This is a genomic window from Ramlibacter sp. (assembly GCF_036383835.1).
In the GTDB taxonomy this organism is placed as follows: domain Bacteria; phylum Pseudomonadota; class Gammaproteobacteria; order Burkholderiales; family Burkholderiaceae_C; genus Ramlibacter.
Genome location: NZ_DASVNN010000074.1, coordinates 12,815 through 31,263 on the forward strand (window position 1 = coordinate 12,815; position 18,449 = coordinate 31,263).

The following is an 18,449-nucleotide window of genomic DNA, read 5'->3' on the forward strand; positions in this document are numbered from 1 at the left end:
CTCTGCCCGATCACTTGCCGCGCTGCGCCAGCACTTCGGCGGGCTGCACGACCTGGCCGGTCTTGTTGGTCCAGGCGTTCTTCGTGTAGCTGATCACGGCCGCGAGGTCGGTGTCCGACAGCTGCTTCCAGGCGGGCATCGCGCCCTTGCCGTTCAGCACGATGTGGATCTGCTTGGCCTTGTCGGCGTCCTGCACGATGGGAGAGCCGTCCAGCGCCTTGATCGGGCCCGCGCCCTTGCCGTTCGGCTGGTGGCAGGCGGCGCAGTTGGCGGCGTAGACCTTCTCGCCGCGGGCGGTGATGTCGCCCAGCGTCCAGACCTTGGCCGGGTCGTCCTGCTTGGCGGCCATGACCTTCTTCTGCTCGCCGGCCCACTTGACGTATTCGTCCTGCGTCACCACCTTCACGTGGATCGGCATGTAGGCGTGCTCCTTGCCGCACAGCTCGTAGCACTGGCCGTAGAAGTCGCCGGTCTTCTCGCTGCGGAACCAGGTGTCGCGCACGAAGCCGGGGATCGCGTCCTGCTTCACGCCGAACGCCGGGATGCCCCAGGCGTGGATCACGTCGTTGGCCGTCGTGATGATGCGGACCTTCTTGTTGACCGGCACCACCAGCGGGTTGTCGACCTTCAGGAGGTAGTCGTTCGGCACGGCGCCGGTGGCGCCTGCGTTGGAGATCTCGCGGTGCGTGGTGTCCAGCGTGGAGAGGAAGCTCACGCCCTGGGCGTCGCCGCTCAGGTAGTCGTAGCCCCACTTCCACTGGTAGCCGGTGGCCTTGATGGTCACGTCGGCGTTGGAGGTGTCCTTGGACGCGACCAGCACCTTGGTGGCCGGCAGCGCCATGACGATCACGATGATGAAGGGGATCAGCGTCCAGATCACTTCCACCGTCACCGACTCGTGGAAGTTGGCGGGCTTGTGGCCGACCGACTTGCGGTGCTTCCAGATGGAATAGAACATCACGGCGAACACCAGGATGAAGATCACGGTGCAGGTGATCAGCATGAACCAGTGCAGCCACGACTGCTCCACGGCGATGCGCGTGGCCGCGGCATGCAGGTTGAGCTGGCGCACCGCGGGGCCGCCGGGAAGGTCCTGCACCTGGGCTTGCGCCGCGCCGGCCAGACCAGCCGCGGCTACCAGGAGCGCCGCGATCTTCGATTCACTCTTCATCGTTTTCAGCCTCAAGCCTTCCAAAAAACCGTCCCGCGGACCGCCTCACGCCTCGCGCAGGGCCCTGCGGAGCTCCTGCGCCAGCATCGGCCGCAACTCCGGCCGCAGATAACGTCCCACGCTCACCCGCCGGCCCTGCCCCGACACCTCGATCAGGGACCGGTCGTCCGCGGCCGGCTCCACGCGGACCCAGTCGCGGTTGAACTCCGCCCGCTCCAGGTGTCCGGCGTTCTCCAGTTCCACCACCAGCCTGCCGCCCTGCAACAGGATGTGCTCGCGGTCGGCCGCGTGGCGCGCGTAGGCGAAGAAGGCGGCACCCACGGCCAGTACCTCGAGCCACGCGAAGGGGAGGATCATCACCGCACCCTGGAACCAGAAGAAGGTTCCGATTCCGAGCGACACGGCGCACAGCGAGGCGTAGAGCCAGCCCAGCTGGGCCGGCGTCACCGAGCAGTTGCGCCTCAGGAACCAGTGGATGGCCTGGCCCTGGACAGTGGCGAAACGGAATACGGAGTTCGACACGGGCGACGCACGAAAATCAACCGCGCATTGTAGCGCCGCGTTTTGTGCCACTTTTTCAGGCAGTTGCATTTGCGCCGCATCGAGCGCGGGCCGCATCCGCGCCCGATGCGGCGCAGGCCCCGCCGCTATTCCTTGCCGCGCTTGTCGGCGTGCAGCATGGCGCGCATGTCGGCCAGCGACACGGCGCTCTCCTCGCCCATCTTCGCCCGCGGCGCCGGCTTGAGCGCATGGCCGTAGATGACCTCGAAAGTCAGCGCCAGCTTGCCGTCCGCTCCGCGCAAGCGCTCGCCCAGCATGTCGTGCAGGCGATGGCGCCAGTGCCTTCCGCGCAGCGCCGGGAAGCGCCCCGGATGCAGGTTGGCCCCGAGCTCGCGCAGCTCCTCGAGCAGCCGCGCCGGCGTCTCGAAGCTCAGGGTGATGCGCTCCATGTCCATCACCGGCTCGGCGAAGCCGCCCTGCACCAGCATGTCGCCCCAGTCGTGCATGTCGGTGAATTCGTGGCCGGGCGGGGGCCAGCCCTCCGCGTCGTAGGCGGCGCGCAACTCCTTGAGGGTGTCGGGGCCGAGGCAGGAGAACATCAGGAAGCCGTCGACCGCCAGCGCCTGGTGCCAGCGATGCAGCATCGCCTGCGGGTCCGCCAGCATGTGCAGCTGCATGTTGGACCACAGCATCTGCACGCTGGCGTCCGGCACCGGGCCGAATTCGACCGGGCCGCCCTTGCCGAGGCGGCGCCACCAGGGCTTGCCCAGGCGCCCGCGCGCGGCCTGCGCCCGATCCGGCTGCGGCTCGACGATGTGCACTCGGGCCTGCGGATAGCGATGGGCCACCCGCGCATGGGCGTCGAAGCCGCCGCGCACCGGGTCCCAGTCGGCCCAGGCTTCCGGGCTGCGCCGGATCCACTCCAGCCGCTCCTCCATCCGGCGGCCCACCTCCTCGTGCAGCCAGGGGCTCGCCGCGGGCGCGGCACGGTCCCAGCGCGCGGCGGCGGCCGGATGGATGGTGGGCGGTCGATCGGAGGATGCCATCGCAGGGGTCGCCGAGTATATTGATCCGATGCCCCCTGCCTGGCTGCAGCGCCGGATCGCGGAGCCGCCCGGCAAGTGCGCGGTGTGCGGCGCTTGGCCGGCCCAGCCCTTGTGCCCGGCCTGTGTCGGGCGCTTCGCGGCGCCCTGTGCGCGCTGCCGATGCTGCGCCCTCCCCCTGCCCGGCGGCGTCGAGGTCTGCGGCGCCTGCGTGCGCGAAGCGCCTCCGCTCGATGCCTGCTTTGCCGCGGTGAACTATGCCTACCCCTGGTCCGGGCTGGTGGCGCGCTTCAAGTTCCAGGGCGAAGCAGGCTGGGCTGCATCGTTCGCCGCGCGCCTGCGGGACATCCCCGGTCTTGCCGGCGAACTGGGGCACTGCGACCTGCTGCTGCCCTTGCCGCTGGCGCCGCGGCGGCTCGCCGAGCGCGGCTTCAATCAGGCCCTGCTGCTCGCGCGCGCCCTGGATGCGCGCCGCACCGAGCCGCGCCTGCTGCTGCGCGTACGCGAGACCGGCGCGCAGGCGGCGCTCGACCGGCGGGCCCGGCAGGCCAACGTGCAGGGCGCCTTCGCGCTCGAGCCGCTGCGCGCCGCCGAGGTCCGCGGCGCATCGGTGCTGCTGGTGGACGACGTGATGACCAGCGGAGCTTCACTCCACGCCGCAGCCCGGGTGCTCGGGCAGGCCGGCGCGAGCCGCGTCAGCGCGGTGGTGCTGGCGCGGACGGACGAGCCATGACAATGCGGGCATGTTCCACATCGTCCTCGTCACCCCCGAGATCCCGCCCAACACCGGCAACGTGATCCGCCTCGCGGCCAACACGGGCTGCACGCTGCACCTGGTCGAGCCGCTGGGCTTCTCGATGGACGACAAGCACATGCGCCGCGCCGGGCTGGATTACCACGAGTACGCCGAGGTCCAGCGCCATGCCGACTGGGCTGCCCTGCTCGCCTCGCGGCGGCCGCCCGCGGACCGCATGTTCGCTCTGAGCACGCGGGGCACGCGCCGCGTGCACGAGGTCGCGTTCCAACCCGGCGACTGGCTCGTCTTCGGTTCGGAGACCAGCGGCCTGCCCGCGGAGCTGCTGGCGTCCTTCGCCGGGGAGCAGCGGCTGCGCCTGCCGATGCGCGCCGGCCAGCGCAGCCTCAACCTGTCGAACGCCGTGGCGGTGACGGTTTTCGAAGCCTGGCGGCAACAGGACTTCGCCGGTGCTGCCTGAGCCCTACCGTATGAGACACAAGCAATATTCCGTTTCTATCGGCTGGGTTTGAAACCTTTCGAACGGTCTCGCATCTGACCTCTAACCGGTCCCGAAAAGGACAGGCCAGGCAACCCAGACTCCTTTCCTTCCAGCCCGCCTCGCGCGGGCTTTTTTTTGCCCCGTCACCGCGCGTAGGGGCGTGGAAGCTCAGGCGTAGCGCCGCGTCAGCGACTCGGCGATGCACACCGGCTTGTCGCTGCCTTCGCGTTGCACCGTGACGAGCCAGGTCATCTGGTAGCCGTTGCCGGAAAGCGACTCGCACGCCAGCAGCTTGATGCTTGCGCGCAGCCGGCTGCCCACCGGCACCGGGTCCGTGAAGCGCACGCGGTTGAGCCCGTAGTTCACGCCCATGCGCGTGTCGCGGACCTCCAGCGCCGATTCGAAGAAGCGGGGCAGCAGCGACAGCGTGAGGAAACCGTGCGCGATCGGCCCGCCGAAGGGGCCGGACTTCGCGCGTTCGACGTCCACGTGGATCCACTGGTGGTCGCCGGTAGCTTGCGCGAACTGGTCCACCTGCTGCTGCGTCACGGTGATCCAGTCGCTGGTGGCGACCTCCTGGCCCACCAGCGCGGGCAGTTCGGCGAGCGATTCGAGCACTCTCATCGCCCGCAATGTAGCAAGCGAATCAGCTGTCCAGCCAGCGGTGGATGCCGCGCCACTGCTCCAGGTCGCGATCGACCTTGCCCGGCGCGACATCCGACAGCGTGAGCCCGCGCGCGGCGAGATGCACGTAGTTCTGCGTCGGCCGCAGGAAACCGAGCACCGGCAGGCCCAGCGCCGCCACGAACTCCTGCAGCTTGTCGGCCGAGATCGTGCGCGCGTCGACCCGCGTGCCGACGATCCCCACCTGCATCTTTCCCGCCTTGCGGTGGTGCGCGAGTTCGTCGAGGAAGGCCCGGGTGGCGTACATGTCGAAGATGCTGGGCGACAGCGGCACGAGCACCTTGTCGGCCGAACGCAGCGTGTCTTCCATCCACTTGCCGTGCATGCCCGCGGGCGTGTCCAGCACCACGTGCGTCGTGCCCCGGGGCGGCTTGGCGATCTGCCCTTCGCCCACTTCCCAGCTCGCGATCGGCCGCGCGTCGGGCGGACGCAGGCGCAGCCACAGGCGCGAAGACTGCTGGCGGTCGGCATCGCCTAGCATCACCTGGTGGCCCTGGCTGGCGTAATGGCCAGCGATGTTGGTGGCGACGGTGGTCTTGCCGACGCCGCCCTTGGGGTTCGCAACAACAACGACCGGCATTGCCCGCCCTCCAGTGCTGCGCGGCCGGGAAGCCGCAGATGGACTATTGTTACAGCCCATGGATGAGTTAGCAAACCAGGCTTCCCCAGGCGTCTACGTCCTGGCCGCCCACCCCAACTGGCGCGAGTCGCGCGTGAACCGCGTGCTGGCCGACCAGGCCCGCGCCACACCCGGGGTGCTGGTGCGGGACCTCTACGCCAGCTATCCCGACTACGACATCGACGTCGCCGCCGAACAGGCCGCCGTCGAAGCCGCGCAGCTGATCGTGCTCATGCACCCGATCCAGTGGTATTCCATGCCGCCGCTCATGAAACTCTGGATGGACGAAGTCCTCACCTACGGGTGGGCCTACGGTTCGCGCGGCATCGCCCTGAACGGCAAGGACTGCTGGCTGGTGGCGACCACCGGCGGGCCCGAGGGCTCGTACCACCCGCAGGGCTACAACCGCTACTTCTTCGACGCCTTCCTGCCGCCCTACGAGCAGACGGCCACGCTGTGCGGCATGCGCTTCCTGCCGCCGCTGCTGCTGCACGGCGCGCACCGCGCCACGCCGGAGGAGGTGCGCGCGCACGTCGGCGTCTTCGGCCAGCGTCTCGGCTCCTATCCGGAGTGGCCGGAGCTGGAGGAACTGGGCGCCTGCCCGATCACGGACGTTCCCGCCACCGACCGTCCCGTCCCGGGGAGAAGCTGATGGAGCACGCACCGGCCTGGCTGACCAACAGCCTGATCTACCTGTCGGCCGCGGTCATCGCGGTGCCGTTGTCCCGCGCCATCGGCCTGGGCTCCATCCTCGGCTACCTCGCCGCGGGCATCGCGATCGGTCCGTGGGGCCTCGGCCTCGTCACCAACGTGGAGGACATCCTGCACTTCGCCGAATTCGGCGTGGTGCTGATGCTGTTCCTGATCGGGCTGGAGCTGGAGCCGCGCCGCCTGTGGAGCCTGCGCCGGCCGATCTTCGGCTGGGGCAGCGCACAGGTGCTCGGTTGCGCGGTGCTGCTGTTCGCCGCCGGCGTCGCCGCCGGCGCGCCCTGGCGCACCAGCCTGGTCGCCGCGCTGGGACTGGCGCTGTCGTCCACCGCGATCGCGTTGCAGGTGATGGGCGAGCGCCACCTGCTGCCCACCAGCAGCGGCCAGGCGGGCTTTTCCATCCTGCTGTTCCAGGACGTCGCGGCGATCCCGATCCTCGCCTTGATCCCGTTGCTGGGGGGCGTGGTCGACGATGGCCATGCGCCCGGCGGCCCCGCCTGGCTGGAAGCGCTGCGCACCGTGGCCGTGATCGGCGGCATCGTCCTGGGCGGACGCCTGCTGTTGCGGCCGCTGCTGCGCATCATCGCCAGGAGCCGCACGCAGGAGATCTTCACCGCCGCGGCGCTGCTGCTGGTGGTGGCGATCGCGGCGCTGATGCAGATGGTGGGCCTGTCGATGGCGCTGGGCGCCTTCCTCGCCGGCGTGCTGCTGGCGGAGAGCGAATACCGGCGCGAACTGGAAACCGACATCGAGCCCTTCAAGGGCTTGCTGCTCGGGCTGTTCTTCATCGCGGTGGGCATGAGCATCGACTTCGGCGTGCTCGCCCGTTCGCCGGGCACGATGGCGCTGATCGTCGTGGCGCTGCTGGCGCTCAAGGCGGCCGTGATCTGGTCCATCGCCGGCCCCATGGGCATTCCGGCCGCGGAGCGTCCGGTGTTCACGCTGCTGCTGGCGCAGGGCGGCGAGTTCGCCTTCGTGGTGTTCCAGGCCGCCGCCGGGGCGCGCGTGTTCCCGGCGGAAACGTCCTCGCTGCTGATCGGCGCGGTGGCGGTCTCCATGCTGCTCACGCCGCTGCTGCTGGTGCTGGTCGACAAGTTCGTGCTGCCCCGCTACTCGAGCGGGCGCCGCACGCTGGAGGAGATCAGCACGCCGCAGGACGCGCCCGTGATCATCGCGGGCTTCGGCCGCTACGGCCAGATCATCGGCCGCCTGCTCAATGCGGAGGGCATCCGCGCGACCGTTCTGGACCACGACGCGGACATGGTGGAGGCGGCGCGCGCCTTCGGCTACAAGGTGTTCTACGGCGACGCCACGCGGCTGGACCTGCTGCGCACCGCCGGCGCGGAAACCGCGCACGTGCTCGTGGTGGCCGTGGACGACCAGGAGCAGTCGCTGCGCATCATCGACCTCGTGCGGGAGCATTTCCCGCATCTGGAACTCGTGGCCCGCGCGCGCGACGTCACCCACTGGAACGCACTGCGCGACCGCGGCGTGGTGCGCGTGGAGCGCGAGGTCTTCGAGTCCAGCCTGCGCAGCGGCCGCACGGTGCTGGAGCTTCTGGGCCACGCGCCCCACGAGGCGCGCCGCCAGGCGATGCGCTTTCGCCGCCACAACCTCGAGCTGTTCGAGAAGATGTATCCGCACCACCGTGACCGCGCGCGGATGATCGCGGTGGTCAAGGCGGGCCGCCAGCAGCTCGAAGAGCAGATGGCGCGCGAGCGGGCGGAGAACGAGGAGCGGAAGACGAAGGGCGACGAGAGAATGCCGGGATGGGACGAGGGTTCTACTTGATGAACCCGTCGTAGACCAGCTTGCAGCCGGTGAGGAACATGCCGATGTGCACCAGCCGGAAGAACAGCCAGGGCTGGATCCTGCGCGCCATGCGCACGCCGGCCAGCACGCCCACCGGGGCGAGCGGCAGCAGCGCGATCGAGGTCGCCATGTTGCGCATGTCCAGCAGGCCGAGCCAGGCATACGGCGCCCACTTGCTCAGGTTCATCACCGTGAAGAACACGCTCATGGTGGCCGCGAACGTGATCGGCGCGAGCTTCAGCGGCAGCACGTAGGCGCTGATCGGCGGGCCGCCCGCGTGCGCGACGAAGCTGGTGAAGCCGGAGGTGGTGGTGAGGATGGCGCCCCACCAGCGCGGCGGCGGCGGGCTGTCGGCCTTGGGCGGGAACAGCACGCGCTGCGCCAGGAACAGCAGCGTGAACACGCCCACCAGCCCGGCGACGAAGCGCGGATCCAGCGTCCTGAACAGCAGCGTGCCGATGACGGTTCCCAGCAGGCCCATGGGCAGCAGGAACTTCAGCAGCTTGCGGTCGAACTCCTTGCGGTAGGCCGCGAGCCCCAGCATGTCCATCACGAACAGGATGGGCATCAGGATGGCGGCGGCCTGCGGCACGGTGACCGACAGCGCCATGATGGGAACGGCCAGCGAGCCGAAACCGGCGCCGAACCCGCTCTTGCTGAGACCCAGGAGCAGGACGGCGGGGATGGAGACGGCGTAGAACTGCCAGTCGGTGATGAGGGGGAAATCCACCCCGCGATTCTCGCCTGTCGCAACTCGCAGGGTGGGCAAGCTCCGCTTGCCCACCATTCAGCGCATCACCCCACGCGCTTCTTCAACGCCTGCATCCCGAGCAGCAGGTCCACGATGAACTTCGCCGTCGCTTCGTCGGTCAGTTCGCCTTCGGCGTTGAACTTGGTCTGTGCATTGCCGATGAACACTTCCGGCTTGTTGACCGTGAACGTGTTCAGGTAGACCAGGATCTTGCGCAGGTCGTACTGGCCGCGCGCGGTGCCCAGCGGACCGCCGCTGGCGCCCATGATGCCCACCACCTTGCCGTCGAACGGCGGCTCGGGCGGGCGCGACATCCAGTCCAGCGTGTTCTTCAGCACGCCCGGCACCGAGAAGTTGTATTCGGGCGAGACCAGCAGCACGGCATCGGCGGCGCGCACCTGCGCCTTCAGCTCCGACACGGCGGCGGGTTCGCCGGCCAGGCGCAGGTCGTCGTTGTACAGCGGGATGCCGGAGATGTCGGCGATCTCCACCGTGATGCCGGCCGGCGCCAGCTTCTTCGCGGCGCGCAGCGCCATCGCGTTGTGGGAGGCCTTGCGCAGGCTGCCGCAGATGCCGAGGATCTTCATGGGTCGTCGTTGTGTTGTGAGAGTCGTTCTTATTCCGCGCGGATGCCCAGCGTCTTCACCAGCTTCGACCAGTGATCGACGTCGCGCTTCACGATCGCGCGCGCATCATCGCCGATCAGGGCCATCGGCTTGCCGCCGCCCTTGACCAGCGTCTCCTGCACGTCGGGCATCGCGGCGACCTTGGCGAAGTCGGCGCGCAGCTTCTGCAGCACCTCGGGCGGCGTCTTCGCCGGCGCGAACAGGCCGAACCAGGATTCGAGCTGCAGGTCCGCCGCGCCGCTTTCCAGCACCGTGGGCACCTGCGGGTGCATGGGGTTGCGCGCCACGCCGGAGACGGCGAGCGCCTTGGTGTTGCCCGCATCGACCTGCACGCGCGCGGTCGGCGACAGGTCGAAGAACAGGTCGACGCGGCCGCCCAGCAGGTCCTGGTAGGCGGGCTGCGCGCCGCGGTACGGCACGTGCGCGACGTCCACCTTGGCCAGGTGCCACAACGCCGCCGCCAGCACGTGCTGGCCGGAGCCGTTGCCCGCCGACGCGTAGTTCAGCTTGCCCGGATTGGCTTTCGCGTACGCCAGCACGTCCTGCAGCGAATTGAGCGGCAGGTCCTTGCGGCCCACCAGCGTGTAGCTGTAGCTCACGAGCAGGCCCACCGGCTCGAAGTCGCGCAGGCTGTCGTAAGGCAGGCTCGCGTACAAGCCGGGGTTCAGCGCGAGATTCGAGATCGAACCCACCAGCAGCGTGTAGCCGTCGGCCGGCGCCTTCGCCGCGAGGTCGGTGCCCACCAGCGTGCCGGAGCCGGTGCGGTTCTCCACCACGAAGCTCTGGCCCGCGACCTTGCCCATGCGGTCGGCGACGAGCCGCCCCACGCTGTCGAAGCCGCCGCCCGGCGGCTGCGGCACGATCACCCGCACCGGCTTGTTCGGATAGCCCTGCGCGAAGGCGGCGGACAATGCGATCGCCGTGGCGGCGACGGCGAGGGCGAGGCGGCGGGCGATCTGCATGTTCAGCGCTCCAGTGCGCCGCCGGCGAGCCAGCGCTCGCCGCGGCGGTACAGCTCTTGCACCACCGGACCCTTGAGCATCGGCATGTCCATCTTGACCTTGTAGCCGATGCGCGTCTGGATGTAGGCGAGGTGGCGATAGCCTTCCGGCATGGAGGCGAGCAACTGCTGGTCCAGCTTCAGCTGCGCCGTCGAATCCACGGGGTCGATGCGGTCCTTCTCGTAGATCGGCTGGCGGTGCAGCACCTTCCACTCGCCTTCGTGCTTCACGATGAAGTCGAAGAAGCGGCCGGTGCAGACGACGTCGCACAGCACGGGGCCGTCGGCGCCTTCGACCATGCCGCGCTGCGAGATGGTCATCTTGGTCTGCGCGATGGCGCGCTCGCCCTTCACCTCGATGGCGGAGCCGCCGAGGAAGTGCAGGATGCTCACGCCCTTGTCCCAGCCTTCCTGCGTCACGCGGATGAAATCGCGGAACGGCCCCTGGAACCAGGTGGCCATCATCACGCCTTCGGGGTGCCAGACGGTCGCGAAGCGCTCCCAGTCGCCGGCATCGCGCCAGACGGCCCAGCGCTCGACCAGCTCGCGGATCAGGAGCTTGTCGGTCATCGTGTTGTCCATGGGGGTCTCCTGCTGCTTGGAATCTGGGCGGAGACTGTAGAGGGCGCGAGGGGTTCCGGGAAGCGGGGGCGCGGGAAAGGACTTTTCCGCGGGACGCAAGACTCGCCCCGTCATCCCCGCGAAGGCGGGGATCCAGGGCGTCCGTCCGGCGCGCGGCGCCGGTTTCCAATGCTCTGGATTCCCGCCTTCGCGGGAATGACGACTAGTGCGTCTCGATCCCCAGGTAAGCCTTCTGGATCTCCGGCCTCTCCAGCAAATCCTTCGCCAACCCGTCCGCCACGATCCGCCCTTCCTCCAGCACATAGGCCCTGCGTGCGATCTCCATCGCCATCGCCACGTTCTGCTCCACCAGCAGCACCGAGGTGCCCTGCGCATTGATGTCGCGGATTGCCTTGAACATATCCAGCACCACGGCCGGCGCGAGGCCCAGCGACGGTTCGTCGAGCAGCAGCAGCTGCGGCCGGCTCATCATCGCGCGGCCGATCGCAACCATCTGCTGCTGGCCGCCGGACAGCGATCCGGCCGGGCTCTGCAGCTTCTGCTTCAGCGCCGGGAACAGCGACAGCACGCGCGCCAGCGAGGCGGAACGCTGCTGCTTCGCATGCGGCAGGAAGCTCCCCAGTTCCAGGTTCTCCAGCACCGTCATGCCGGTGAAGAGACGGCGGCCCTCCGGCACGATCGCGATCCCCGTGCTGCAAAAGCGGTGGCTGGGCAGCTGCGTGATGTCCTTGCCGTCGAAAGCGAGCTTGCCGCCTTTCGCACGATGCAGGCCGGCGATCACGTTGATCAGCGTGCTCTTGCCGGCGCCATTGGGGCCGACCACGCACACCAGTTCGCCCTTGGCGACGTTCAGCGATACGTCCCACAACGCCGGGGCGGCGCCGTAATTCGCCTGCAGGTTGACGACGTCAAGCATAGGCGGGCTTCCCCAGGTAGGCGTTCACCACTTCGGCGTCCTGCATCACCACGTTGGCTTCGCCCTGCGCGATCAGCTTGCCGTGGTTCAGCACCACGATGCGGTCGGTCAGGGCCATCACCGCGCGCATCACGTGCTCCACGAACACGATGGTGGAACCCTGGTCGCGGATGCGGCGGATCAGCTCGATCGCTTCGTTGATCTCGCCGGGCGTGAGTCCCGAGAGAACTTCGTCGAGCAGCACCAGCCGCGGCCGCGCCGCGAGCGCGCGGGCCAGTTCCAGAAACTTGCGCTGGTGCAGGTTGATGTCGTCGGGCAACGCCAGCGCGCGGTCCTGCAGGCCAGTGAACTCCAGCCACTTCCAGGCTTCGCGCTCCGCCGCCTTCTGGTCCAGAGAAGCGCAGCCGAACATCGCGACCATCTGCACGTTCCGCAGCACGTTCATGTGCTTGAACGGCCGCGGGATCTGGTAGGTGCGCGCGATGCCCGCATGCGCGATGCGGTGCGCGGGCAAGCCGGTGAGCGGCCGGCCGTCGAACACGACCTCGCCGCCGGACATCGGGTAATGGCCGCTGACGACGTTGATGAAGGTGGACTTGCCGGAGCCGTTGGGACCGAGCAGGCCGAGGATCTCGCCCTGGCGGACCTGGAGCGAGACCTTGTCGAGGGCCTGCACGCCCTTGAAGGCTTTCGACAGGCCGCGGACTTCGAGCAGCGGCACGCCGGGCTGGCGTCGGGGTTCGGCGCTGCGCGCGCTCACCGCCGACCTACCGGCTTCTTCCGCTGGCGAAGTTGTCCCCGTAGGGTGGGCAAGCTCCGCTTGCCCACCGCCCGCAGCCGCTTTCTTCCGCTTCAACACCTGTCCCAGGATCCCGTTCGGCATGAACAGGATCACCAGCACCAGGATCACGCCCACCGCGGCCTTCCCCGCCACCGCGTGATCGCCGGCCGTGAAGAGATACAGCAGTCCCGTGATCGCCGCCGCCCCCACCGCAGGCCCCGCCCAGTGCCGCGTGCCACCGAGCACGCTCATGAGCACCACCGTCAGCGGCACCGTGATGTTGAAGGTCTCGCCGGCCGTCACGTATTGCACGAACAGCGCGTGGATGCCGCCGGCCAGGCCCGCCAGCGCGCAGGAGATCGCGAAGGCCACCAGCTTGTAGCGGAAGGTCGGCACGCCCATCACTTCCGCCACGTCCTCGTCGTCGTGGATCGCGAACAGGCCGATCCCGAGCTTGGACGCATGCACCTTGTACGCGACCAGCACGGTCACGATCGTGGCGACCAGGATCATCAGGTAGATCGACGATGCCGGCGACGGCGCCAGCTTCGGCGTCTCCACCGCGTTGAGGTACACCCCCGGCCCGCCGTCGACCGGCGAGTTCAGGATCACCGTCGCCACCACGAAGGTCACGGCCAGCGTGAGCAGCGCGAACAATTCGCCGCGCACGGCCTTCACGCGGAAGACGACGAAGCCGAGACCCAGGCCGAGCAGCGCCGGCATCAGCGCGGCGAAAGGCAGCGTCGCGAGGAAGGGCCAGTCCAGCTTGCCCGCGAGCGCCGCCGTCGTGTACATGCCGATGCCGAAGAAGGCGCCGTGGCCGAAGGAGAAGTAGCCCGAATAGCCGGACAGGATGTTCCAGGACAGCGCCAGCACCGCCCAGTGGCACACGAGGTACAGGATCGATTCGTAGAAGGGCGGCAGCCCCAGCCAGGGCACGCAGGCCAGCGCCACGCCCGCCAGCAGGATCCCGGCGATGGTCTTGTTCATGTTCCAGCCTTCGCGGGACGGAAAAGCAGCATCACGATCAGCAGCGAGAAGGACACGATGGGCGCCCACGAAGGCGAGGCCACGGCCATGGTGATGGCTTCGCTGACGCCGATGATCACGCCGGCCACCAGCGGACCGAGCGCGCTGCCCAGGCCGCCGAGCATCACCGCCGCGAACACCACGCCCACCCACGCGAAGATCTGCGAGGGCGCCAGCGTGAACATCAGCGCCAGGCACACGCCCGCCACGCCGGCCAGCGCGGCGCAGAGGCCCGCCAGGAGCAGCGCGAGCCGCTTCGAATTCACGCCGTAGGCCGCCGCGATCGGGCCGTCCTCGGCCATCGCGCGCAGCGCCTTGCCGAGATCCGTGTAGCGCATCGCCGCCCACACGCCGAAGGCGACCGCCAGCGACAGCAGCAGCGTCACCAGTTCCGGCACCGGCACGTACAGGCCGCCGACGGTGAACTTCATCTGGTTGTAGCCCGACTCCAGCCGCCGGTAGTCCGCCGTCCAGATGCCCTGGATCGCGCTCTCGATCACCACGGTGATGCCGAAGGTCACGAGCAGCGAGTTGAAGGGCGTGATGGAGAACTTCGACAGCAGCCACTGCATGCCGACGCCGACCCCGAAGAACAGCGGCGGCACCACCAGCAGCGCGAGCAGCGGGTCGAGGTGCCACACCGTTCCCATCTGGTAGCTCAGGTAGCCGCCCAGGAACACCAGCCCGAAGTGGGACAGGTTGATCTGGCGCAGCAATCCCCAGGTGAGCCCGAGCCCCAGGCCGATCAGCCCGTACAGGCTGCCGATGAAGATGCCCGAGAGGATCGCCTGCGCCAGCAGGTTGAAGCTCGGAAGCGTCATGGACGGAATTTCGCTCCCGGCGCCGCGAAGGATTCGGGCCACACCACCTTCCACTGGCCGCCCTGCACCTGCTTGATCTTCATCAGGTCGTCGCCGTAGTTGCCGGGACCGTCGAAGCGCAGCCGCCCCTGGATGGTGTCGATGCGGTTCTTCTTCAGGTACTCCGCGATCTTCTTGTCGTCCAGGCTGTTGGAGCCGCGCACGCCGGCTTCGAGCAGCTGCCAGGCGGTGAAGGATGCCGCCGCCTGCACTTCCACAGAGCTGTCGGGCAGGCCCGCCGCCTTGGCGCGCTCGTTGAAGAGGGCCACGAACTCGGCCGCCGTGCCGCTGTTGGTGAAGGGCGGGTGCTCCTCGAAGATCGTCAGGGCCAGCGCCTTGTCGCCCTCGGGCGACTTGGTCATCGGGCCGGGCGCGGGATACAGGTGGAAGTGGACCGGCGGCACGTAGTCGATCTTCTTCATCGCCTCCAGCAGCATGTTGCCTTCCAGCGCGATGTCGCCGATCCACAGCAGGTCGGGCTTCGCGTCCTTCACCCGCGCGGCGATCGGGCCGAAGTCGCGGTTGCCGAAGTCCCATTCGAGGAACAGCACTTCCTTCAGGCCGCGCTTCTTGGCGATCTCGCGGCCGCCCAGCGACATGAAGTGGATCGACGGGAACTTGCTGGTGACGATGGCGATCGTCTTCGGCGGATTGCGCTGCGCCGCCAGCATGTCGAACAGCGAGTTCGACACCGTGGTCTGCGGGTTCGCGCCCAGCGACCACGCCGGGAACTGCATGTCGTACTTGGCCAGCGAGGGGATGCCGAAGGTGTGGTGGATCAGCACCTTGTTGTAGCGCTGGGCCACGCCCATCGCCGACAGGATCGCGCCGGTGGCGTACGGGCCCATCAGCAGGTCGACCTTGTCGGCGGTCACCAGCTGCTCGTACAGCGTGCGGGCGAGGTCCGGCTTGGACTGGTCGTCCTTCACGATCCACTCGACGCGGCGACCGAGCAGGCCGCCGCGCTTGTTCAACTGGTCCACGTAGATCTCGCCCACCAGCTTGTGGGTGAGCGCCGTGGCCGACAGCGGCCCGGTGAGCGCCAGCGTGCTGCCGATGCGGACCGGCTGGCCGGCGGGGGCCTGCGCCCAGGCGGGCAGCGCCATTGCACCGGCGGCGGCGCCGATGGCGGAGAGGGTACGGCGGCGAGAAAGTGTCATGGCTTGTCTCCTGTCGTTGGTCTGTTGGCTGAACTCAATCCACTTGCGCGCCCGAGCGCTTCACCAGCTCGGACCACTTCGCGATCTCGCCGCGGCCGAAGGCGGTGAGCTCGTCGCCCTTGAGCAGCGGCACTTCCAGGCCCTGGCCGGCGAGCCTGGCCTTCACCTCGGGATTCGTCACCGCCTGCGCCACCGCGTCGCGCAGCCTGGCGAGCACCGGCGCGGGCGTGGCGGCCGGCGCGTACAGCATGAACCAGGCGGTGAGGTCGAAGTCGCCCACGCCCTGCTCCGTGATCGTCGGCACGTCGGGCGCGGCCGAGGCGCGCTTCGCGCTGGAAGCGCCGAGCGCACGCAACTTGCCGGACTTGATGTGCGGCATCACCGCGGCCGGGTGGTAGAACATGAACTGCGCCTGGCCGGACATCACGTCCGACATCGCGAGGCCGCCTTCCTTGTACGGCACGTGCACCATCTCGCCGCCCAGGCGGGCCTTCAGCAGCTCGCCGGCCAGGTGGCCGGAAGTGCCGTTGCCGGCCGAGGCGAAGCTCACGCCGCCGCTCCTGCCCGCCTGCGCCTTGAGGTCGGCCAGCGACTTGATGGGCGAATTCGAGGCGACCACCAGCAGCGTCGGCGTGTAGCCGGCGAAGCCGACCGGCGCGAAGTCCTTCATCGCGTCGTAAGGCATCTTGCGGTACAGGCCCGGGTTGATCGCGTGCGTGCCGACCGTGCCCATCACGATGGTGTAGCCGTCGGCCGGTGACTTGGCCACGAGGTCGGAGCCGATGTTGCCGCCGGCGCCGGACTTGTTCTCCACCACGATCGTCTGGCCGAGCGGCCTGGACATCGCGTCGGCATAGATGCGCGCGATGATGTCGGTGGTGGTGCCGGGGCCGAAAGGCACCACCATGCGGATCGGCCGGTTCGGGAAATCGTTCTGGGCCGCGGCCATGAGCGGCACGCCGGCGGCGAACACGGCGATGGTGGCGAGGACGGTACGGCGGATGTTCACTTGCGGGTCTCCTTCTGCGACGTCTTGCGCGGCTTCCATCCGCGCGACAGTTCTTCGTTGTGCTCCCCGAGGACGGGCGGCGCGCTCACTTCGAGCGGGCGCTCGCCGTCGAACGAAACCGGCGAGCGCACGGTGCGGAAGCTGCCCACCACCGGATGCTCGGTTTCCACGAACAGCTGCAGGTGCTGCGCCTGCGGATCCTGCGGCACTTCCTCGGTGGTGTACATCGGGGAATGCGGCACGTCGTTGGCCTCCAGCCGGCGGCACCACTCGGCGCGATCCTGCAGGCGGAAGATCGGCCGCAGCACGGCGATCAGCGCTTCCTGGTGGTCGATGCGGCCCTGCCGGCTGGCGAAGCGCTCGTCCTGGAAGATGTCCGGCTTCTCCATCGCGGTGGCCAGGCCCTGCCAGAACTTCTCCGGCGAGGACATGTGCAGCGCCACCCACTTGCCGTCCCGGCACTCCAGCACGTAGGACTGCGACACGCTCGGCCGGCTGAACGGGCCCATCACCTCGTTGGCGGAGAACAGGTGCTGGAAGGCGTCGAGGTTGAAGTGCGACATCGCCTCGAACATCGACAGCTCCACCTTGCGGGCGGTGCCGCGCTTCTCGCGGTCGTACAGCGCGCCGAGGATGCCGTAGGCGGCATAGAAGCCGGTGACGAGGTCGGCGATCGCCGGACCGGTGACGCGCGGGTTGCCCGGGTTCACCAGCAGGCCGAGGAAGCCGCTGGCCGCCTGGGCCACGCTGTCGTAGGCGGGACGCTGCGCCGCCGGGCCGGTGGAACCGAAGCCGCTGATGGCGCAGTAGATCAGCTTGGCGTTGAGGCCGCGCAGGCGCTCGAAGCCGCAGCCGATCTGCTCGGCGAAGCCGGGCCGGAAGTTCTGGATGTAGACGTCCGCGTCCTTCACCAGCGTGTCGAACCGCTCCAGGTCGGCCGGCTGCCTGGTGTTGAGCGTGATGCTGCGCTTGTTGCGGTTGACCGTCTGGTAGTGCGGCGAATACAGGCCGCCCTTGAAGGCGCGGAAGGGATCGCCCGTGCCTGGCAGTTCCACCTTGACGACGTCGGCGCCGAGGTCGGCCAGCAGCATGGAGGCTGCCGGGCCGGTGATGAAGGTGCCGTGCTCCAGCACGCGCACGCCTTCGAGGACCTTGATCACTTCGGGCCCTCCGGCATCGCGCCCGTGTACTCGTACTCGCGCATGGCCTGGTAGGACAGCGCAAAACCGATCGGGTCGCTCATCTCTTCGTTCAGGTGCGCGATGAGGCTGGCGGTGCGCGCGAGGATCGGCACGCCCTTGAGCGCGCCGACCGGGAAGCCGACGCCCAGCAGCACCGCGGGGATCGCCGCCGAGACATTCAGCCGCAGGTCCTTGCCGACGATGCCGGGGATCAGTTCCTCGACGATCGTCGCGATCTCGACGAAGTGCTGGCCGCCGCCGACCTTCTTCGACACGTCGAACAGCGCGTCGACGCGGCGGTCGCGTTCCTTGTGTTCCGGGTGGCCGTAGCCGGGGATGGCCTGCTTCTTCTCGCGCCGCGCGGTCACCACCGCGCGCGCCGCTTCGCGCAGGTCGCCGCCGCGCTTCTTCGCTTCCTCGTCGATCTCCACGAACAGGCGGCCGGCGGTTTCGGAGGCGCCGAGGATGACGGATCCGCAACCGAGGATGCCGGCGGCGACGGCGCCTTGCAGCGCTTCGGGCGCGGCCGCATAGGTCATGCGCGCCGCCTGCACGCTGGGCACCAGGCCGTGGTCCGCGATCGCGACGAGCGTCGCATTCAGCACCGCGCTGGCGGCTGCATCGGGCCTGCGGCCGGTGAGCAGGAAGTGGAAGTAGTCGCCGAAATTCACCTGCCCGATCAGGTCGCGCGACAGGTCCTGCCCGCGCACGACGATGGTGTCCGCGTTGGACGTGGTGATGGCGGAGCGCGGCACGGTGGCCTTGCCGATCTTCAATTCAG

20 protein-coding genes are annotated in these 18,449 nt (G+C 68.8%); 4 read left to right on the plus strand and 16 right to left on the minus strand.

What is annotated here, in order from left to right; genetic code table 11:
• Positions 1-10: 10 nt before the first annotated feature.
• From coxB to VF522_RS12560, 3 genes are all read right to left on the minus strand, one after another.
• Positions 11-1,171: a cytochrome c oxidase subunit II gene (coxB, locus tag VF522_RS12550; protein WP_330908608.1), complete on the minus strand. Its 1,161-nt coding sequence runs from the start codon at positions 1,169-1,171 to the stop codon at positions 11-13.
• Positions 1,172-1,216: 45 nt separating this feature from the next.
• Positions 1,217-1,693 (minus strand): DUF2244 domain-containing protein, encoded by a 477-nt coding sequence (locus tag VF522_RS12555; RefSeq protein WP_330908609.1) that lies wholly within the window; start codon positions 1,691-1,693, stop codon positions 1,217-1,219.
• 125 nt (positions 1,694-1,818) lie between these two features.
• Positions 1,819-2,718, minus strand: a complete 900-nt coding sequence (locus VF522_RS12560; RefSeq protein ID WP_330908610.1) for a methyltransferase domain-containing protein — start codon at positions 2,716-2,718, stop codon at positions 1,819-1,821.
• 28 nt (positions 2,719-2,746) lie between these two features.
• On the opposite strand from VF522_RS12560, the gene VF522_RS12565 reads away from it, so the two are divergent.
• On the plus strand, positions 2,747-3,448 hold the full coding sequence (locus VF522_RS12565) for a ComF family protein (RefSeq protein WP_330908611.1): 702 nt from the start codon (positions 2,747-2,749) through the stop codon (positions 3,446-3,448).
• A 10-nt stretch (positions 3,449-3,458) separates the two neighbouring features.
• Complete coding sequence (gene trmL, locus VF522_RS12570; RefSeq protein WP_330908612.1) at positions 3,459-3,929, plus strand: tRNA (uridine(34)/cytosine(34)/5-carboxymethylaminomethyluridine(34)-2'-O)-methyltransferase TrmL; 471 nt, start codon at positions 3,459-3,461, stop codon at positions 3,927-3,929.
• Between the two features lie 189 nt (positions 3,930-4,118).
• Here trmL and VF522_RS12575 read toward each other — a convergent pair whose 3' ends face one another.
• Together VF522_RS12575 and VF522_RS12580 are read right to left on the minus strand one after the other, a co-directional pair.
• Positions 4,119-4,574, minus strand: a complete 456-nt coding sequence (locus VF522_RS12575) for a MaoC family dehydratase (protein WP_330908613.1) — start codon at positions 4,572-4,574, stop codon at positions 4,119-4,121.
• Between the two features lie 22 nt (positions 4,575-4,596).
• Positions 4,597-5,214 carry a ParA family protein gene (locus VF522_RS12580; RefSeq protein WP_330908614.1) on the minus strand — a complete coding sequence of 206 codons (618 nt, stop codon included), beginning with the start codon at positions 5,212-5,214 and terminating at the stop codon, positions 4,597-4,599.
• Between the two features lie 58 nt (positions 5,215-5,272).
• Between VF522_RS12580 and VF522_RS12585 the strand changes: the two genes are divergently transcribed.
• Positions 5,273-5,905: an NAD(P)H-dependent oxidoreductase gene (locus tag VF522_RS12585; protein ID WP_330908615.1), complete on the plus strand. Its 633-nt coding sequence runs from the start codon at positions 5,273-5,275 to the stop codon at positions 5,903-5,905.
• Positions 5,905-7,752 carry a glutathione-regulated potassium-efflux system protein KefC gene (gene kefC / locus VF522_RS12590; RefSeq protein ID WP_330908616.1) on the plus strand — a complete coding sequence of 616 codons (1,848 nt, stop codon included), beginning with the start codon at positions 5,905-5,907 and terminating at the stop codon, positions 7,750-7,752. The genes VF522_RS12585 and kefC overlap by 1 nt, the downstream gene beginning before the upstream one ends.
• On the opposite strand, the gene VF522_RS12595 is transcribed toward kefC, so the two are convergent.
• The 11 genes from VF522_RS12595 to VF522_RS12645 form a co-directional block, all read right to left on the minus strand.
• Positions 7,745-8,503, minus strand: a complete 759-nt coding sequence (locus VF522_RS12595) for a sulfite exporter TauE/SafE family protein (RefSeq protein WP_330908617.1) — start codon at positions 8,501-8,503, stop codon at positions 7,745-7,747. The two genes, kefC and VF522_RS12595, sit on opposite strands and share 8 nt — an antisense overlap.
• Positions 8,504-8,568: 65 nt before the next feature.
• Positions 8,569-9,111: an NAD(P)H-dependent oxidoreductase gene (locus VF522_RS12600; protein WP_330908618.1), complete on the minus strand. Its 543-nt coding sequence runs from the start codon at positions 9,109-9,111 to the stop codon at positions 8,569-8,571.
• Between the two features lie 29 nt (positions 9,112-9,140).
• On the minus strand, positions 9,141-10,112 hold the full coding sequence (locus tag VF522_RS12605; RefSeq protein WP_330908619.1) for a tripartite tricarboxylate transporter substrate binding protein: 972 nt from the start codon (positions 10,110-10,112) through the stop codon (positions 9,141-9,143).
• 2 nt (positions 10,113-10,114) lie between these two features.
• Positions 10,115-10,732, minus strand: coding sequence for a nuclear transport factor 2 family protein (locus tag VF522_RS12610; RefSeq protein ID WP_330908620.1), 618 nt, complete (start codon positions 10,730-10,732; stop codon positions 10,115-10,117).
• Between the two features lie 202 nt (positions 10,733-10,934).
• Positions 10,935-11,648 (minus strand): ABC transporter ATP-binding protein, encoded by a 714-nt coding sequence (locus VF522_RS12615; protein WP_330908621.1) that lies wholly within the window; start codon positions 11,646-11,648, stop codon positions 10,935-10,937.
• A complete protein-coding gene (locus VF522_RS12620) occupies positions 11,641-13,419 on the minus strand; it encodes a branched-chain amino acid ABC transporter ATP-binding protein/permease (RefSeq protein ID WP_330908622.1) in 1,779 nt (592 codons plus the stop codon). Before VF522_RS12620 ends, VF522_RS12615 begins: the two co-directional genes overlap by 8 nt.
• Positions 13,416-14,279: a branched-chain amino acid ABC transporter permease gene (locus VF522_RS12625; protein WP_330908623.1), complete on the minus strand. Its 864-nt coding sequence runs from the start codon at positions 14,277-14,279 to the stop codon at positions 13,416-13,418. The genes VF522_RS12620 and VF522_RS12625 overlap by 4 nt, the downstream gene beginning before the upstream one ends.
• Positions 14,276-15,478 carry an amino acid ABC transporter substrate-binding protein gene (locus tag VF522_RS12630; RefSeq protein ID WP_330908624.1) on the minus strand — a complete coding sequence of 401 codons (1,203 nt, stop codon included), beginning with the start codon at positions 15,476-15,478 and terminating at the stop codon, positions 14,276-14,278. The genes VF522_RS12625 and VF522_RS12630 overlap by 4 nt, the downstream gene beginning before the upstream one ends.
• Before the next feature lie 34 nt (positions 15,479-15,512).
• The gene (locus VF522_RS12635) at positions 15,513-16,487 is read right to left on the minus strand and encodes a tripartite tricarboxylate transporter substrate binding protein (RefSeq protein WP_330908625.1); all 975 of its coding nucleotides are present in this window, start codon (positions 16,485-16,487) and stop codon (positions 15,513-15,515) included.
• The gene (locus tag VF522_RS12640; RefSeq protein ID WP_330908626.1) at positions 16,484-17,647 is read right to left on the minus strand and encodes a CoA transferase; all 1,164 of its coding nucleotides are present in this window, start codon (positions 17,645-17,647) and stop codon (positions 16,484-16,486) included. The genes VF522_RS12635 and VF522_RS12640 overlap by 4 nt, the downstream gene beginning before the upstream one ends.
• Entirely contained in the window at positions 17,644-18,444 is an 801-nt protein-coding gene (locus VF522_RS12645) for a citryl-CoA lyase (RefSeq protein ID WP_330908627.1), read from the minus strand. Before VF522_RS12645 ends, VF522_RS12640 begins: the two co-directional genes overlap by 4 nt.
• Positions 18,445-18,449 lie beyond the last annotated feature (5 nt).

What these genes read in the sequence shown, in the direction of transcription:
- VF522_RS12560 (WP_330908610.1), bottom strand. Translation starts at nt 2,718, where the DNA reads ATGGCATCCTCCGATCGACCGCCCACCATCCATCCGGCCGCCGCCGCG.
- VF522_RS12630 (WP_330908624.1), bottom strand. Translation starts at nt 15,478, where the DNA reads ATGACACTTTCTCGCCGCCGTACCCTCTCCGCCATCGGCGCCGCCGCC.
- coxB (WP_330908608.1), bottom strand. Translation starts at nt 1,171, where the DNA reads ATGAAGAGTGAATCGAAGATCGCGGCGCTCCTGGTAGCCGCGGCTGGT.
- VF522_RS12610 (WP_330908620.1), bottom strand. Translation starts at nt 10,732, where the DNA reads ATGGACAACACGATGACCGACAAGCTCCTGATCCGCGAGCTGGTCGAG.
- trmL (WP_330908612.1), top strand. Translation starts at nt 3,459, where the DNA reads ATGTTCCACATCGTCCTCGTCACCCCCGAGATCCCGCCCAACACCGGC.
- VF522_RS12580 (WP_330908614.1), bottom strand. Translation starts at nt 5,214, where the DNA reads ATGCCGGTCGTTGTTGTTGCGAACCCCAAGGGCGGCGTCGGCAAGACC.
- VF522_RS12620 (WP_330908622.1), bottom strand. Translation starts at nt 13,419, where the DNA reads ATGAACAAGACCATCGCCGGGATCCTGCTGGCGGGCGTGGCGCTGGCC.
- VF522_RS12565 (WP_330908611.1), top strand. Translation starts at nt 2,747, where the DNA reads ATGCCCCCTGCCTGGCTGCAGCGCCGGATCGCGGAGCCGCCCGGCAAG.
- VF522_RS12615 (WP_330908621.1), bottom strand. Translation starts at nt 11,648, where the DNA reads ATGCTTGACGTCGTCAACCTGCAGGCGAATTACGGCGCCGCCCCGGCG.
- VF522_RS12600 (WP_330908618.1), bottom strand. Translation starts at nt 9,111, where the DNA reads ATGAAGATCCTCGGCATCTGCGGCAGCCTGCGCAAGGCCTCCCACAAC.
- VF522_RS12575 (WP_330908613.1), bottom strand. Translation starts at nt 4,574, where the DNA reads ATGAGAGTGCTCGAATCGCTCGCCGAACTGCCCGCGCTGGTGGGCCAG.
- VF522_RS12605 (WP_330908619.1), bottom strand. Translation starts at nt 10,112, where the DNA reads ATGCAGATCGCCCGCCGCCTCGCCCTCGCCGTCGCCGCCACGGCGATC.
- VF522_RS12625 (WP_330908623.1), bottom strand. Translation starts at nt 14,279, where the DNA reads ATGACGCTTCCGAGCTTCAACCTGCTGGCGCAGGCGATCCTCTCGGGC.
- VF522_RS12585 (WP_330908615.1), top strand. Translation starts at nt 5,273, where the DNA reads ATGGATGAGTTAGCAAACCAGGCTTCCCCAGGCGTCTACGTCCTGGCC.
- kefC (WP_330908616.1), top strand. Translation starts at nt 5,905, where the DNA reads ATGGAGCACGCACCGGCCTGGCTGACCAACAGCCTGATCTACCTGTCG.